The organism is Paenibacillus sp. NPDC055715, assembly GCF_053617595.1.
On sequence record NZ_JBSHGA010000001.1, the window covers coordinates 394099 to 411098 of the forward strand.

14 protein-coding genes and 1 pseudogene are annotated in these 17000 nt (G+C 49.2%); 5 read left to right on the plus strand and 10 right to left on the minus strand.

The genetic code is table 11. The annotated features are described in order from the left end of the window. Positions 1-176: 176 nt before the first annotated feature. From pepF to ACWGOO_RS01800, 3 genes are read left to right on the plus strand one after another with little or no spacing between them, the layout of a single operon-like run. Complete coding sequence (pepF, locus tag ACWGOO_RS01790) at positions 177-1973, plus strand: oligoendopeptidase F (protein ID WP_452481589.1); 1797 nt, start codon at positions 177-179, stop codon at positions 1971-1973. 27 nt (positions 1974-2000) lie between these two features. After that, positions 2001-2423 carry a LapA family protein gene (locus ACWGOO_RS01795; protein WP_452480982.1) on the plus strand — a complete coding sequence of 141 codons (423 nt, stop codon included), beginning with the start codon at positions 2001-2003 and terminating at the stop codon, positions 2421-2423. A 14-nt stretch (positions 2424-2437) separates the two neighbouring features. Next, on the plus strand, positions 2438-3475 hold the full coding sequence (locus ACWGOO_RS01800; protein WP_452480984.1) for a M42 family metallopeptidase: 1038 nt from the start codon (positions 2438-2440) through the stop codon (positions 3473-3475). Between the two features lie 125 nt (positions 3476-3600). Here ACWGOO_RS01800 and ACWGOO_RS01805 read toward each other — a convergent pair whose 3' ends face one another. The 9 genes and pseudogenes from ACWGOO_RS01805 to hemE form a co-directional block, all read right to left on the minus strand. Then, positions 3601-5547: an ABC-F family ATP-binding cassette domain-containing protein gene (locus tag ACWGOO_RS01805; protein ID WP_452480986.1), complete on the minus strand. Its 1947-nt coding sequence runs from the start codon at positions 5545-5547 to the stop codon at positions 3601-3603. A gap of 210 nt (positions 5548-5757) precedes the next feature. After that, positions 5758-5937, minus strand: a pseudogene (locus ACWGOO_RS01810) (TetR/AcrR family transcriptional regulator); the annotation flags it as partial. A gap of 17 nt (positions 5938-5954) precedes the next feature. Further along, positions 5955-6761, minus strand: a complete 807-nt coding sequence (locus tag ACWGOO_RS01815) for a DUF92 domain-containing protein (RefSeq protein ID WP_452480988.1) — start codon at positions 6759-6761, stop codon at positions 5955-5957. 213 nt (positions 6762-6974) lie between these two features. Then, positions 6975-7598, minus strand: coding sequence for a fumarylacetoacetate hydrolase family protein (locus tag ACWGOO_RS01820; protein WP_452480990.1), 624 nt, complete (start codon positions 7596-7598; stop codon positions 6975-6977). Positions 7599-7632: 34 nt separating this feature from the next. After that, complete coding sequence (locus ACWGOO_RS01825; protein WP_452480992.1) at positions 7633-8406, minus strand: glycerophosphodiester phosphodiesterase; 774 nt, start codon at positions 8404-8406, stop codon at positions 7633-7635. A 54-nt stretch (positions 8407-8460) separates the two neighbouring features. Next, complete coding sequence (locus tag ACWGOO_RS01830; RefSeq protein WP_452480994.1) at positions 8461-9774, minus strand: CapA family protein; 1314 nt, start codon at positions 9772-9774, stop codon at positions 8461-8463. Between the two features lie 155 nt (positions 9775-9929). Further along, positions 9930-11375, minus strand: coding sequence for a protoporphyrinogen oxidase (gene hemG / locus ACWGOO_RS01835; RefSeq protein WP_452480996.1), 1446 nt, complete (start codon positions 11373-11375; stop codon positions 9930-9932). Between the two features lie 7 nt (positions 11376-11382). Then, positions 11383-12324, minus strand: coding sequence for a ferrochelatase (gene hemH / locus ACWGOO_RS01840; protein ID WP_452480998.1), 942 nt, complete (start codon positions 12322-12324; stop codon positions 11383-11385). Positions 12325-12355: 31 nt separating this feature from the next. After that, positions 12356-13402: a uroporphyrinogen decarboxylase gene (gene hemE, locus ACWGOO_RS01845; protein ID WP_452481000.1), complete on the minus strand. Its 1047-nt coding sequence runs from the start codon at positions 13400-13402 to the stop codon at positions 12356-12358. A 230-nt stretch (positions 13403-13632) separates the two neighbouring features. On the opposite strand from hemE, the gene ACWGOO_RS01850 reads away from it, so the two are divergent. Next, on the plus strand, positions 13633-14853 hold the full coding sequence (locus ACWGOO_RS01850) for an MFS transporter (RefSeq protein WP_452481002.1): 1221 nt from the start codon (positions 13633-13635) through the stop codon (positions 14851-14853). A 110-nt stretch (positions 14854-14963) separates the two neighbouring features. Here the strand turns inward: ACWGOO_RS01850 and ACWGOO_RS01855 are convergent, their stop codons facing one another. Continuing rightward, complete coding sequence (locus ACWGOO_RS01855) at positions 14964-15608, minus strand: O-methyltransferase (protein WP_452481004.1); 645 nt, start codon at positions 15606-15608, stop codon at positions 14964-14966. Between the two features lie 156 nt (positions 15609-15764). Here ACWGOO_RS01855 and ACWGOO_RS01860 point away from each other — a divergent pair, with 156 nt between their 5' ends. After that, entirely contained in the window at positions 15765-16919 is a 1155-nt protein-coding gene (locus ACWGOO_RS01860; RefSeq protein ID WP_452481006.1) for a THUMP domain-containing class I SAM-dependent RNA methyltransferase, read from the plus strand. Positions 16920-17000: the final 81 nt, after the last annotated feature.

The following is a 17000-nucleotide window of genomic DNA, read 5'->3' on the forward strand; positions in this document are numbered from 1 at the left end:
GAGGTCATACTATAGCATAACAAGCCATGGTATGAAGGAGGATATGCCGTTACATGCATGCCACAAAACCTCTTGCTCTGCTGCTCACGGTCAGCGTGGCGGTTTCTTCGTTTTGGCAGCCGCCCCGTACCGCCGCAGCCCCACCCCACATTTCGTTCGATCAGAGGAGGCTCTCCATGAGTGAAATCATAAAACGCGCAGATGCGCCTGCGGAAAATACCTGGAAGCTTGAAGATCTGTTTCCAGACCGCAAAGCATGGGATCAAGAGTACGAAGAAGTTAAACAACTAGCCAAAAAAGCTACACAATTCCAAAGCAAGCTGAATTCAGCCGAAGTGATTGTCAATTGCTTTAGGCTGGAAGATGAACTATCACTCAAAACCGAGCGCGTATACGTGTACGCGCATCTGCATCATGACGAGGATACGGCTGAACCTACATATCAGGGCCTTTCACAAAAAGCCAAAAAATTAGGCGTTGAGGTCAGTGAAGCCCTGTCTTTCGTGACACCTGAAATTTTGGCGCTGCCCGACAATCAGCTCAATGCATTGATAGAAGATCCGAAGCTGGCAGATTATCGCTTTACGCTTCAGGAAATGAAACGGGAGAAAGCGCATATTTTGGGTAAGTCGGAAGAAGCCCTGCTCGCACAGGTCGGTAACCTGGCTCAAGCACCACAAACCATTTTCGGTATGCTGAACAATGCCGATATGAAATTTCCTAAAATCAAGGATGAAAACGGCAAAGAGGTTGAACTAACACATGGCAGCTATATTCAATTTCTCGAAAGTCCGCACCGTGAAGTTCGTGAGCGTGCTTTTAAAGCGGTCTATGATACGTATGCCAAAAATAAAAATACGATTGCTTCCACACTGAGTGCCAATGTGAGCAAAAATGTTTTTTATTCACGTGTTCGCAAGTACCCTTCCGTACTGGAAATGTCGTTATACGGTGACAATATCCCGAAGGAAGTGTACACCAATCTGATTGACACCATTCACGAGAGCTTGCCTTTGCTGCACCGTTATATCAAGCTGCGCAAAAAGCTGCTGGGCGTGGATGAGCTTCATATGTATGACCTGTTCGCTCCGCTTGTGGACGAATACAAACTCGACATTTCGTTTGAAGATGCTAAAAAGCAAACGAAGGAAGGTCTAAAGCCGCTGGGCAAGGACTATCTGGCTTCGTTGCAAAAAGGTTACGATGATCGCTGGATTGATGTGTACGAAAATGAAAATAAACGTACAGGCGCATACAGCTGGGGTGCTTACGGCACTCATCCTTATGTGCTGCTGAACCATAAAGATAACCTGAACAGCATGTTTACGCTCGCTCATGAGATGGGACACGCGCTGCATTCGTATTACTCGGATAATGCGTTGAAGTATCGGGATGCCCAGTACACCATTTTCTTGGCTGAAGTAGCATCGACAACGAATGAAGCGTTGCTGATGGACTACTTGCTGAAGAAGTCTACCGATCCAAAAGAGAAAATGTACCTTCTCACCTACTATGCGGACCAATTCCGCACGACGGTATTCCGCCAAACGATGTTTGCGGAATTCGAGAAAATTGTGCATGAACGTGCAGAACAGGGAGAATCCCTTACACCGCAGCTTTTATCAGAAATTTATTATGACTTGAATGTGAAATATCACGGCTCTGGCATGAAAGTAGACAAAGACATTGAGATGGAATGGGCGCGTATCCCCCATTTTTATAACAGTTTCTATGTCTACAAATATGCTACTGGCTTCTCCGCGGCAACCAGCTTTTCGAAACAGATTCTGGAAGAAGGCCTACCAGCCGTTGACCGTTATTTAGGATTCCTGAAGAGCGGCGGTAGCGATTATTCAATTAATATTTTGAAGAAGGCCGGCGTGGATATGTCCTCTCCGCAACCGATCCGCGAAGCGATGAGCGTATTCGAGGAAGTTATTACGGAAATGGAAAAGCTGACAGCCGGAAAGTAAAACAATGCAAGGATAAATCCCTTGCCCATGACGGGCAAGGGATTTTATAATGCAGCGGAAGGAGGTGGCATTTTGAAAACACAATGGTCTTTGATCGCAGCTCTTGTTATCGCTTTGTTAACGGCTGTATTCGCTGTCTTTAACGGGAACTCAGTCCAAGTAAATCTTCTATTTCGTACGGTTAATGTTCCTTTGATTTTGCTTATTCTCGGCTGCACTCTTCTTGGAGGGCTTATCGTCGCTTCCTACGGAATTTTCCGTCAATATAAGCTTCAGAGAGAAATCAAACGTCTGACCACTCAGCTTCATAAACTGCAAGAAGAGCACAAACCCGCTGTGGAAGCATACGCGGATACGGCCTATGACACGACTGGTTCGTCCAGCGCAGTGTCTACATCCGACATGGAAACAGAACCAATGTTCTCTGACCTTGACCGGTTGTCCAAATGAGGAGGAGCAACAACATGACGACTCATCTGAACGAAAATTATATAATAACCTTTCTGAATCAACTATTGAACACCCCCAGTCCCAGTGGCTACACACGTCATGTGATGGAACTGATCCGTAAGGAAGCCTCAAGCCTCCGAGTGCCCATAGAATGGAACGCCAAGGGCGGTGCCATCTTGACCCTGGAGGGCCAGGAAACAGACCGTACAGTTGCGCTGAGCGCGCATGTGGATACATTGGGCGCGATGATACGCTCAATAACCAGTCACGGTACCTTGCGGCTGACATTTGTCGGCAGTTTCATGATGAACAGCATCGAGAACGAATACTGCCTGATTCATACCAGAAGCGGACAAACGTATACAGGCACGATTCTGTCGAGCCATCCGTCTGTACATGTCTATGATGATGCACGTAGCTTTGAACGCAAGGAAAGTCATATGGAGGTGCGGATCGACGAACTTGTCGAATCTAAAGAAGACGTGCTCCAACTCGGCATTGCGGTAGGCGATTTTATTTCGTTCGACGCCCGTGCGGTCGTGACACCCAGCGGCTTTATCAAGTCACGGCATCTGGATGATAAAGCCAGCGTGGCTGCACTGTTTGGTTTACTTGAATCCGCTGTACGCGAAGACTGGAAGCCTCGTCATACCGTTAAGCTGATCATTTCCAACTATGAGGAAGTCGGTCACGGGGCTGCTTACATCCCCGAGGGTGTCAGCGAGATGATTGCCGTCGATATGGGTTGCATAGGTGAGGATCTGAGCTGCAAGGAGACGGATGTATCCATCTGCGCCAAAGATTCTTCCGGGCCTTATGATTATGACATGACGACTCGCCTTATTGAGCTGGCCAAGGAGCTGAATATCCCGTATGCGGTTGATATTTATCCGCACTACGGCTCGGACGCTTCGGCTGCGCTGAAAGCAGGCAATAACATCCGCGCTGCGCTGATCGGCCCTGGCGTACATGCCTCCCATGCGATGGAGCGTACGCACAAGCAGGCTGTGGTGAACACCGCCCGTCTGCTTACCGCTTATGTAAAAGCTTGAGGCACTTGAGGTAATAGCGTTTTTCAGTGGAATAAATACAAACAAGCAAGTCTCCATCTTAACGGAGACTTGCTTGTTTAACTAACGGCGGAAACACGATTCGCGCATCATACTTATTTCGTATTTTAAGATTTGCTTTGCTCGATCTGCTCGGCCAGCTCGTTCAGATAGGTCCAGCGCTCCATTTGATGCTCCAAATGCTGTTCGGCCTTCGTTTGCTCAGCCATAAGCTCCTGTAGTCGTGCGGAATCATCGAAAGACTCTTCCATCTGTCGCTGGATGCTAGCCAACTTCTCTTCAGCCTGTTCGATCAATTCGTCAATTTGCTCAAATTCCCGCTGTTCCTTAAAGGTGAATTTAAGCTTGGTTTTGGTTGTCTCCTTGACTGAATCCGAAGCATCCGCAGACTTAGACGTGGAAGACTGAGCAAAAGAAGTACCCGCTGGGACAGGCGGATTCGAAGCGGATGGAGCATTTTTACTGATCCATTCTGCATACTCGCTGTAATCGCCCACATGTACACGTACCTGTCCTTCTCCTTCGAATGCCAGTACCTTGTCTACTGTCCGGTCCAGGAAATAACGGTCATGAGAAACGATAAAAACAACACCCGGAAATTCATCCAGATAGTCTTCCAGCACGGATAGAGTCTGAATATCCAGATCATTCGTTGGTTCATCCAGTAACAGTACATTCGGTGCGGACATCAGCACACGCAGCAGGTACAAGCGCCGTTTCTCGCCCCCTGATAACCGGGAAATGACCGTCCATTGCGAACTTGGCGCAAACAGAAACCGCTCCAGCATTTGTGCGGCTGTAATAGCCGAGCCATCTGCTGTCCGGATCACTTCGGCTTCTTCCTTAATGTACTCGATGACACGCAGCGATTCGTTCATTTCCTGATGCTCCTGAGTAAAATAACCGAGCTTCACGGTCGGTCCCAGTACCACGCTGCCTGAGTCCGGTTCTACACGCTGTGCGATCATTTGGAGCAGGGTCGATTTTCCGCTACCATTGGGACCCACAATCCCGACCCGGTCACCAGGGACAGCGATATAGCTCAAATCCTGTATCAGCTTGCGAGAATCTACCGATTTAGACAGATGCTCCAGCTCCAGTATTTTTTTACCGAGACGCGTGGAGGCTACCGACATGTCTACAGACCCGGAACGGGCTTCCGGTTGCTGATCCTTAAGCTGCTCAAATCGGTCAATGCGCGCTTTCTGCTTGGTCGAACGGGCTTTTGCCCCCCGGCGAATCCAGGCTAGTTCATTGCGCAACAGGTTTTGCCGTTTTTGCTCCGAAGATGCTTCCCGTTCTTCGCGTTCCGCCTTTAGTTCCAGAAAGCGGGTATAGTTAGCCTCATAGCGGAAAAGTCGACCATGATCCAGCTCCAGCATAACATTTGCCACTCTATCCAGAAAATAGCGATCATGCGTAATCATCAGCAACGCGCCGCGTCTTTTCTGCAAATACTGCTCCAGCCATTCAACCGACTCATTATCTATATGGTTGGTAGGCTCGTCCAGAATGAGCAGCTCGCAAGGCTGGATCAAAGCTGCCGCCAGAGCAACACGCTTGCGCTGTCCGCCAGAGAGAACGCCCATACGTGCCTCAAATTGGGTGATACCCAGCCGGGTCAACACGTTTTTGGCCTCGCTCTCGAGCTGCCATGCCTGGAGCGTATCCATCTGCTGGCTTGCCCGCAACAGGCGGTTTTGAAGCTCCTCGCTGCCCGGATTCAGCTCCAGCATCTCCATCGTTTCCGTATATTCGCGCACCGCCTTCATTTCAGGCTGGTTGCCGTGGAAAATGTGTTGGAGTACCTTCACCTCGGGGTCAAACTCCGGGTTTTGCGCCAAAAATTGAATACGCACATCGTTGTTGACCGCAATATTACCATCATCAGGTAGCTCCAAGCCGGAAATGACGCGTAAAAACGTCGATTTTCCGGTGCCATTCACACCGACGATCCCTATTTTGTCACGTTCATCCATGCCAAAGGAAGCATCCTCAAACAGCATTTTTTCGCCATAGCTTTTCGTTATATGTTCAACGGTCATAATATTCATACGGATTCCCTACTCTTCCCCTATTTTGTGATGCATCTTGTTTATTTTAACACAGTCATACCATATGATTAAAAAAACGTGATCTGAACGAAGTCAGTACGGTTTCTGGCTTTACAATATCAAAGTCCGCGTATCCCGCTCCCGGCTTCACAGCCGTACATAAAGAAGTTAGCCACAAACTCAGCCGTCTGATCCACATCGCCTTCACGGGCGCGTGGCCGCTGTAAAGAGCTGTTCTTTACTTTCGAAGTACAAGTATACCGTACCTTTGGCGACACCCGCCTGTTCTGCAATCTCGGAAATCTTGCTTTCATAAAAGCCTTTGGTGCCGAAGACTGTGTAAGCGGCGTCCAAAATGGCCTCATATTTATCTCCATATATACCGCCCATCTTCGCACCTCCCTGGACTAGAGTATCAACAGAATGCCTGCCAGAGCGACCAGCCCCCCGAAAATCGAACTGATGCTATTCACTCGATCATTGCTCATCCAACGCCAGCCCCGCACATAGACCGTCGGTTGTCCACAATGCGAGTCTACCTCTACTTCCCGGCTGCAAACCGTGCAGGAACGCATCATTTGCAACGTAGCACCAAGATAGGAATCGGCAAAGGCCCCGGCACTGCCAGATATTCCCCCGATCAGTGCCCACAGCCATGGCGGCAAGCCTGGCATTCCTACGGCGTATCCAAAGGCCCATGCGCCTATTCCAATCAGCACGCCCCCAGCCAAAGCCGCAGTCGTCCCCAGAGCAGATACACCTCCCGAGGTTCCGGGTGCCAGCACCTTGCCATTCAGTATCGAGCGGGGCGGCTTGCGGCTCAGGCTGCCAAATTCCGTTGCCCACGTATCCGACGTGACCGTAGCCATGACGCCAACAAAAGCCAACTGCCAGGCAACATGAGGCCAGATCCCATATCCCAGGCACAGCAGCATACCTAATCCCCCGTTCGCCCATACCTGGCCTGCATCCCGGTTTCCGGTTTTGGCATACGATTTTTCAAGCTCTGCCTTGCGCTCCTTTTTGAACCTCGACAGCAGGGTCGATGTGATGAAGAACAGAAGCAAGGTACCGAACCAAAACAGATTACCTCCACCATAATACACAGTTCCCATCAGCACAGCCGCCGCAAAACCCGATAAGGTTAAGGATTTTTTATAAAAAGCAGCTCCCGCCACTACAGTAGCGGCAAGCAAACCGATGATCCAATCCATCAAATACCCCCATTTTGAAATGAATCTCTTGTTTATCATTTTTCAGTACGTATATTATTGTACAACGCTCTACACTTATATAAAAGCCGCGTCCCATGCTATGGCACAGGACACGGCCTTTACATTCTTGCCTGCGGGAATCACTCCATGCTGCCCCACTACCAAGAGAACTCCCTTTTTAATCATCTTAATTGATGCTATCCACGGATCAGCTTAACCGATTGTGCAGCTTCCTTGACGGTCAGTTCCCCAAAATAGCTCGAAGCGGTCTCCACTCGTTGAAGGCCCTACACCTGCCGGAGTGCCTGTGAAAATAATATCGCCTTCACCCAGTCCATAATGTGTCGCTATGTAATCAATGATATGCTCGATGGAAAAAATCATATCCTTGATATGGCCGCGCTGTACTTCCTGTCCATTTTTGAGCAATGAAAAATCCTGCTGCTCCAGCGTGTCCAGTTTCTCTAAAGGCAAGAACGGTGTAACGGGAGCAGATGATTTGAAACCTTTAGCCGCCGTCCATGGGTAGCCCTTTTTCTTGAGAGCGCTTTGTACATCACGCAGGGTAAAATCAATACCAAAGGCAAAAGCATTCAGAATCGTTTCCGCAGACATACCTGGTTCATAATTACGGCCTACAGCCACAACCAGCTCTGTCTCATAATGAATGTCTCCTTGATCTTTAGGAAGCTCCAATGTTGCTCCATCCAGCGGTACTACCGCGTGGGAAGGCTTTAAAAAAATCATCGGTTCTGTGGGAACCTCATTTCCCAGTTCCTCGGCATGCAGCTTATAATTACGCCCAACACAGTAAACATTATGAATTTCCACGTTCATTGCGACCAGTCACCCTTCCGCGTATGAAGCCCCATTATTTAATAAATAAATTACGTATATAGTGCCACACCCTGTGTTTGGAATGCAAAAAAACCTGCTCCCAGCGATCCGGCCAATTGGTACAAATCATCAATTCAGGATGTAAGGAGGCCATTCTCCGCATAATACTTCGGTTATCTACCGTCCACGCCATGACAGTGGTACCGCGTCCGGTCAAGTCCTTCATCAGCTTTCTATCCAAACGCGGGTAGCCTATGGATAGAAAAGAGCATTGCAGCCCTTCCAACTGCTTTGCCAGATCGTCCGGACGATCATCGATAATCAGCCCGGTACGGATACCTGGCGCCAGCTCTTTGGCCCGACGTAAAGCTGAACGCTCAAAAGAGGTCAATACCACCTCACTATCCATATCTCGCGCCACAATTTCACGGAGTACGGCCTTCTCCAGCCCCGGATACATATCCCCTACGGTTTTTAGCTCAATATTGAGCGATACGCGGCCACGACACAGGTCCAGCACTTGTGCGAGAGCAGGAATCCTTTCACCTTGATATTCCGTGCTTTTCCAGCCACCTGCATCCAGACGTTTCAGCTCTTTCCAGTCCGTATCCTTCACCCGACCTGTGCCGTTGGTTGTGCGCTCCAGCGTGAAATCATGAATGACCACCGGAACGCCGTCCTTCGACAGTTGTACATCCAGCTCAATCCAGTGCACAAACGGCTGATCTATCGCAAGCTTAAAAGCCGCCAACGTGTTCTCGGGAGCAATTCCCGAAAAACCGCGGTGAGCCACGCACAAATGATTCATTCCAGTTATGACCTCCATCCACAGGTTGTTTCACGTCAAAGATTTCTTCGAAAACTATCGGGCGGTTACTATGCCGTCTGCGCCTACTGAGACATTACCCGGTGACATCGCCGCTACTCCTTGCAAAATTTTGCTAGCTTCCGCATCCTTCAATGGAACCGGTTGACCCAGCTCCGCCCGGTAAGGAGTCAGCTTCATGCTACAAGCCCCAGTCCGGGTACAGGTTGCCTGAAATATCGCTGTATCCCAGGTGGCTGGTACTGTGGATTTAGAAAAAATAAAATTGCCTGTGCTGTATGCAATCCATTTGCCTTTATACTGCTCCATCCCCTGTAGTACGTGCGGGTGACCTCCGATTACGAGATCTGCCCCTGCATCAATAAAAGCGTGCGATAGCTCGGTTTGATGAGGCTCCAATACAGTCACACGCTCCTTGCCCCAATGCGCAATGACAATGACCAAATCAGCCTGCTCGCGCGCTTCGCGAATCGACTTCACAATCGCGGTCGAATCGTAGGCTCCTGCAACACCGGGCTGTTTGACGCCTGCATTCCAGTTGGCCTCGGGCATAACCCGTGTAGCCCCTAACAACGCAATTTTAATACCTTTACGTTCAAAATAGTGCGGAGCATACGCTTCTTTTGCATTACGCCCGGCTCCGGTATACGCTATATCATCTTCTTTCAAATATTTCAGCGTATCCAGTAATCCGTCTGTGCCCTGATCCAAAATATGATTGTTGGCCAAATTTACAGCGTCTATTCCTGCCGCAGCCAACGCAGTCAACGCCTTAGGAGAAGACTTATACACATACGTTTTATTCAGCGCACCCACGCCCCCGGTTGTAACCGGCGTTTCCAGATTGGCTATCGTCAAATCGTCTTTGCGAAACAGATTTCCGAGATATTGATATGGAAAATCAAATCCATTCTTTTCCAACCGCTGCTCAACCTTACCGAAAAACTGCACATCCCCTATAAAATGGAGCATGACTGTCGGCGAAGCTGTTCCATCCGTTGCGGCTTTCTTTCCCTGCTCCGATTCGTTGGGGTCAGTAGAAGCAGCTTGCTCGTCTCCATTGGAGCTGTTGTCCAGTTGTTCATTTGAAACGGCTGTAACGTTCTCTCTTATCGGGCTAGAAGACTGTCCTCCACCCGCAGAATCCGTTTTGGCCTTGTTCTCCTGTTGCAATAGTCCATTGTTTTCTGCAAAAGAGCTACTCTTCCCGTGTTCAAATATGTAATAATAACCGAAAAGACCTGCGATCATAAGCAGCAGGACAAGATTCGTGATGATCCAAGCCTTGCCTATTTTTTGCTTCTTTGCTTTCTTTCGACCTTCATTTTTCTGTGATCTGGGAGGGTACATTCTTCACTCCTTCTATGCTGTTGCATATGCATTACTTTCTTAAATGATCCAACGGTTTTAACATCTTCTCCATTATATATTAAATTTCAGTATAAATAGAACCCCTCGCTTGGGATCGCGAAGGGTTCGTTACTCAACTTGCTCCAACCATTTAATTATGCCTGTACCTTAACCGCTTCCCGTTCCGCAGCTTGGACGGCGACAGAGGCCCATTCCTTAGCTTGACGGATACAATCCGGCAAGCCGATGGCATCATAGCCAACACCCAAAACATACACTCCCGGCATCGTTGTACGCAGTTCTTCTCGCAAATCGGCGATAGCCTGCGGGTGTCCTACCGGATATTGCGGCATGGAGTGGCGAAGACGGGTAATTTCCGTAAATAGCGGAGTCGCCGTAACGCCCATCATGTCCTGCAAATCCTTACGTACCAGCGCAGTCAGTTCATCATCGGGTAGCTCTACCGTTTCTTCGGCTCCGGCACGCCCCACATAACAGCGCAGCAGTACCTTATCGTCCGGGCTGGTATGCAGCCACTTGGCGGACGTCCACGTACATGCCGTTACACTGCGACCCTCTTTACGCGGAACCAGAAAACCGGAACCATCAAAGACATTCTTGATATCTTTTTTATTAAAAGCCATGACCACATTGGCCACGGACACATAATGAACGGCTTCCAGTGCTGCCACATTCACATATCCCCGCAACAGCGGCGCAGCGGCAAAATTCGGAGTCGTGACAAATAGATCGTCCGCCTTCAGCGTCTCCCCATTATCCAGTACAACATGGTAGACGCTTCCTTCACCGTCTGCTGTCTTTGTGAATTCTGTAACAGCAACGCCTGTGCGCAAATCACAGTCACGCAAGTCATTTAGTAACGCATGCACCAAACTTTGCAGCCCTTGACGAAAGGTCAAGAAGGCGCTTTTTTTCGTGCCTGTATGCGTCTCTGCCGGTTTTCTTCCGGTCATCATCCCGTGAATGAGGCTTCCATATTGCTGCTCTACTTCAGCAAATTGTGGAAAGGTCGCCTGCAAACTCAGCGCCTTCATATTGGCAGCATATATGCCAGCCAGCAGTGGCTCAGTTATATTTTCCAGCACTTCTTTGCCCAGTCGGCGCTCAATAAAATCTCCCAAGGCTTCATCACCCGATACGCGGCGGGGCGGAATGACAAAATCCATCATGGCCCGCAGCTTGCCGCCCAACGAGATCAGTCCGCTTCGCAGAAATGGTTTCAGCTCCGTCGGAATTCCCAGTACCAGACCGGGGGGCATCGGATGAAGCTGCCCTTCATGCAAAATGTATGTTTTTTTCGCCTCAGGATTCGTGCTTACCAGCTCGTGATCCAGCCCCAGCTCTTTCGCCAGGTCGATCATAGCCGTTTTACGGGCCAGAAAGGAATCCGGCCCTTTTTCAATCACAAACCCGTCTTTATGCAACGTTTCGATTTTCCCGCCCAGCACTGGGGCCTTTTCCACCAGCGTAATTCGTGGTGCGTAGCCCGCTTCTTTGTACATTTTATGTGTATAAAAAGCTGTGCTCAGTCCGGTCAATCCTCCACCTACAATCACAATGTTTCGTAGTTTTTGCTCCATTATGTCCTCATCCCTTTTTCCATCGGTCTATGACGACATCGCTAAGCGTTTCCATGTACAATGGATCACTGTTAAGCGAATCAATCCGCTGGAAACGCATATCCAATTCCTTCGCTAATGCTTGTGCCTCAATATCCAGATCGTACAGTACCTCTAGATGATCGGAAACGAAGCCGACTGGCGCAGCCAGTACATATTCAACCTGCTCTTCCTTGAGACTATGCATGGTATCCAGGATGTCAGGACCGAGCCAAGGCTCTGCTGTGCGGCCTGCGCTTTGCCACGTAAACTGCCAGTTGGTGATTCCTGCCTTGTCCGCAATAGCTTGCGATGTAGCCATCAATTGCTCTACATAAGGATCACCCATCACCAAAATCCGCTCAGGCAAACTATGCGCACTGAACAATACACGTACCTCGTTCCGATTCGCCCCTGCTTCTTCGAAAAGCGCCAGCTTTGCATTCACACGCTCGGTTAACGTCTTAATCAGCTTTGGATGAAGATGATAGCTTTCCACAAACGATATAGCCAGATCCAGTTCCTGTGCCTTGGCCTGCGCGCGCTTAATATAAGTGCCTACACTCATCACGGAATAATGCGGGGCCAGTATAACACCCACTGCGGTGTGGATACCGTCTTGAACCATGGCCTCCACGCCATCCTCAATGAACGGTTTGGCATGTTTGAGTCCCTGATAGCAGACAAATTCAATACCCGGGTTACGATTTTCCTGATTCAATGTTTCTTGCAGATTTTGAACCTGACGATCCGTATTTTGACGCAGCGGAAATACACCGCCCACAATGGCTTCATAACGGTCCTTTAATTCTTTCAATTGCTCCGGGGAAGGAGGGTTACCACGACGAATATGTGTATAGTAGGCCTCCACCTGATCCAAACTTTCCGGTGTCCCGTAGGACATAACCAGTACACCCACTTTGGTTTTCATCAGCACATCACCTCTTTACATTTCGGATTGATTACTTCTTTGTCAAAACGGAACGGGAATACTCATGTACATACTCCGTAAGTTCTCTCAGCTTATCTAACGAAGCTTCTGGAAATAAACCGTGACCCAGATTAAAAATATATCCCGGCTCCACAATTCCTTCATCCACAATCGTTTTCGCATACTGTTTGATTACATCCATCGGCGCTGTAAGCACGTAAGGATCCAGATTTCCCTGCACACCAAAACGATTACCTAAACGACGGCGTCCTTCAGGTATACTTACCCGCCAGTCCAGTCCGATCACATCGGCTTTTACCCCGCTCAGCAGCGGAAGCAACTCACCAGAGCTTACACCTGGAAAATAAATTTTGGGTACGTCCAGATCGGACAGCTCATGGAAAATACGTGTAATTGTCGGTAGCACAAACGTTTGAAAATCATGAGGCGCAAGCGCCCCTACCCAGCTGTCAAAGAGCTGAAATGCCTTGCCGCCGTTAGCGATATGAGCACGCATGTATGTAATAACCATGTCTCCAAGCTTGCCCATCAACCGATTCCATAATGCAGGCTCTCCGTACATCATGGCTTTGGTGCGGATATATCCTTTGGACGGTCTTCCTTCTATTAAATAACTCGCAATTGTAAAAGGAGCTCCAGCAAACGTAATCAGCGGTACCTCTAGCTCACGGTCCAAAATACGGATCGTTTCCAAAATGTGACCCAAATCTCGTTCTACATCAATCGGGCGCAGCTTGTCCACGTCCGCCGCTGTCCGGATCGGATTATCAATAACCGGACCGATATTTTTGACAATATCAAAATCAACCCCCAGCGAGGCTACCGGATTCATAATATCAGAATATAAAATAGCAGCGTCTACCCCGAGCTTGCGCACGGGCATTAAGGTCACTTCTGCCGCCAGCTCGGGCTGACGACAAATTTCCAGCAAGGTGTATTTCTCTTTAATTTTGCGATATTCAGGATCATACCTTCCAGCCTGCCGCATGTACCATACGGGAATATGATCCACAGCCTGCTTGCGGCAAGCGCGAATAAAAGTATCATTGTAGGTCATGACTTCAGCCTCCAGTTCGAATCATAAATAATATATTTTATTATGCCCTTTTTCAAGAGTTGTAACAACCGCCGCTCTCGAACAAACCATGACAAACCCATGACATTTGGATAAAGCTTCAATGAAGTGTGCTATACTAGAGAAATGGCTTTTTTAAAGCTCCGGGAAATTTTACATGGATAAGCATGATTACAACAGGATGAGAATGGCAGAAAGGAAGTGAAAGCACATTGAAAACGTGGGAGACGTGGAAAGTCAATCTCATTGTGCTTTGGTTCGGTCAGTTTCTGGTCAATGCGGGTATTACGATGATTACTCCGTTCCTCGCCCTGTATCTGGCTCAAGACCTTCATGTGAAGGGAGAGCACGATATTGGTCTATGGGCCGGGGGTATTTTTGCCGCTAACTTTTTGACCTCATTTATGTTCCAGCCTTTGTGGGGCAAGCTGGCTGACCGATATGGACGTAAAGTTATGCTGCTTCGCTCGGGCTTCGGTATGGCTCTGGTGGTCGGCTGCATGGGTTTGGTCACCCATCCGTGGCAACTGTTGGCGCTTCGTCTGCTGAACGGTACGATTTCAGGCTTCAATCCTGCTTCGATTTCTCTAGTGTCGGGTACTACACCCAAGGAACGGACCGGTTTCGCTATGGGGATGATGCAATCCGGCCAGATGGCGGGTACAATTCTTGGCCCTCTGCTCGGAGGATTTTTGGCTGACTGGATCGGATTCAGACCGATCTTTTATATTACAGGCGCTCTAATTTTTATAGCCTCACTCATCGCAATGTTTCTGGTTAAAGAAAATTTCAGCAAAGCCGAAGCTGCACGCATACCGCAAATTTCGGTTCTTGCCGGATTAAAGGAGCTAAGCCATACGCCCCAGCTTCCAGCTTTGTTCACCGTAACGTTCCTGCTCCAGTTTGCCATGATCAGTACGGTATCTTTGCTGCCGTTATATGTGCAAAAGCTGTATGGGTCGGCAGAAGGAATTGCGCTCATTGCCGGGTTTGTTACGGCCATTACCGGTGTGTCCAATATGGTCGCTGCGCCGCTGCTCGGAAGATTGAGTGACAAGATTGGGGCGCACCGCATTTTGACCATCGCGCTGCTCGGAACCGCGCTCATGCTCATTCCGCAGGCTTTTGTCAATCAGGTATGGCAGCTCGTCACGATCCGTTTTTTCATGGGCATATTTATGGGCGGACTGCTGCCGAGCGTAAACGCGCTGATTCGCACGTATACACCGGAAGGCATGGAAAGCCGTTCGTTCGGCTTCAATACCAGTTCGCTGGCGCTTGGTAATATGCTGGGCGCTGTTATTGGCGGGGTGCTGTCCGGGTTTATCGGCATCGAAGGACTGTTCATCATGTCAGGTGTCCTGCTGATCGTCAATATACTCTGGGTACGTATGAAGCTCTATGATCGTAAGCCTGCACCTGATTTCAGGTAAGATAACCTTTGGGTAAGATCAACCTTCCAGAGCAGACAAGAACCTCCACTCCACCATTTTGTGGACAAGGAGGTTCTTTTTGTATAGCTATATTTAAGTAGCATTACAGCCTATTTTACACGTGCCAATGCCAATCCGTCATAGGCTGGCAAAAGCGTACTGACTAGCCGCGGGTCCGTAGCTATCGTTTCGTTAAAGCGTCTCACGGCCTGTACGGCAGGACCGTTCTTGTCCGTATTGAGCGTCCGTCCGCGAAGGAAACAGTTATCTCCCGCAATAATGGCACCTGGATTCGCCAGAGCAATCGCATATTCCAGATACACCGGGTAATTTTCCTTATCGGCATCAATGAAGAAAAAATCGAAGGTCCTCCCCTCTTCCTGAAGCTCCTTCAGGCTGTCCGCTGCAGGTCCGATACGATATTCGACACGGTCACCGTAGCCGTTTTCCTCCATATGTCTGTGTGCCAATGCCGCATAGGCTTCTTTCAGCTCCAATGACACAATGCGTCCCTTTTCTCCCAGCCCACGGGCCAGACATAATCCGCTGTAACCGCCTAATGCGCCAATCTCCAATACCTGCTGTGCGCCAGAAACCTCAATCAGAAAGGTCAGTAGCTTCCCATAAGGATGAGCTACCGATACGTCAGGCATCCCCTCTGCAACAATGGCCTCCCTGATGCCGCGTAGCGCTTCATCCTCCTGTACCAGTTGGTCTACATATTGTTCAGGCGTCATATTGGGTGTAATTTCCACGTTTCATCTCTCCTTCTTACTTTATCATAACGCAGGTTGGACGCGGTGTCCTTCGTAAATTATTTACTTTAATTATTTGTCTCTTCGTATACAATAACCTATACTATAGGGATTGAACCAAGCTTATATGATTATGGGACGGAGTGAATACGTTTAATGACTCAACTGCAACTAATTGCAACTGCGCCGATGGGACTTGAAGCCGTCGTGGCTCGGGAGCTCAGAGAACTCGGATACGAGGACCTGACCGTCGAGAATGGCCGCGTCGTTTTTTCCGGTGATTATATGGATATATGCCGGTGTAACCTGTGGTTACGAACATCAGACCGCGTTCTTATTAAAATGGGTGAGTTTGCTGCAACCACCTTCGACGAGCTGTTCGAGGGCACCAAAGCTTTGCCATGGGAGGATTGGATTCCTATAGATGGTGAATTTCCTGTAGAGGGACGTTCGCACAAATCACAGCTTAGTAGCGTACCAGCCAGTCAGGGAATCGTCAAGAAGGCGATTGTGGAAAAGCTCAAGGAAACCTACCACACGGATTGGTTCGAGGAGGACGGCCCTCGTTACGTTATAGAGGTCATTCTCTTAAATGACCGTGCATTGCTAACGCTTGATACGACAGGTCCGGGGCTGCACAAGCGCGGCTACCGCAAGCTCGTGACGGAGGCTCCGCTCAAAGAGACGATGGCATCCGCTCTGATTCAGCTTAGCCGCTGGACCCCGGATCGACCGTTCTATGACCCTTGCTGCGGTTCCGGTACTCTGCTGGTAGAAGCAGCAATGCAGGCATGGAATATTGCCCCGGGATTGAGACGCACCTTTAACTCGGAAAACTGGCCTGTCATGGGTCGCGAGCTATGGGATCAAGCTCGCGATGAAGCGATGGATTTGACCCGCGATGACATTCCTTTCGAGATTGCAGGCAGCGATATTGATCCGGGCGCCATCGAAGTCGCTGAGGCTGCTGTAAAGGCAGCAGGCTTCGCTAAAGATATCTCATTAAAGGTAATGCCTGTAACGAAAGTCAGACTTGAAGGCCAGTATGGTGTGATGATAACCAATCCACCTTATGGTGAGAGATTGAGCGAACAATCCGAGGTGGAGAAGCTGATCCGGTCAATCGCACGCACGGCAGCGGAAATGAAGACATGGTCCTTCTTTGCCATCAGCTCTACCAAGCAATTCGAGCACCATTGGGGCCGTAAAGCCGATAAACGCCGCAAGCTGTTTAACGGCCGAATCGAATGCCAATACTATCAGTATCTGGGCCCTCTACCACCGCGCCGCAAGGATACCCCGCCGTCGTAGTCTTAAATAGATGATGCTCAGGCCAGAAAGCGAACCGTTCGTTCGTCTTCTGGCCTGATTTGTGCTGCCTGTAGAATAAAA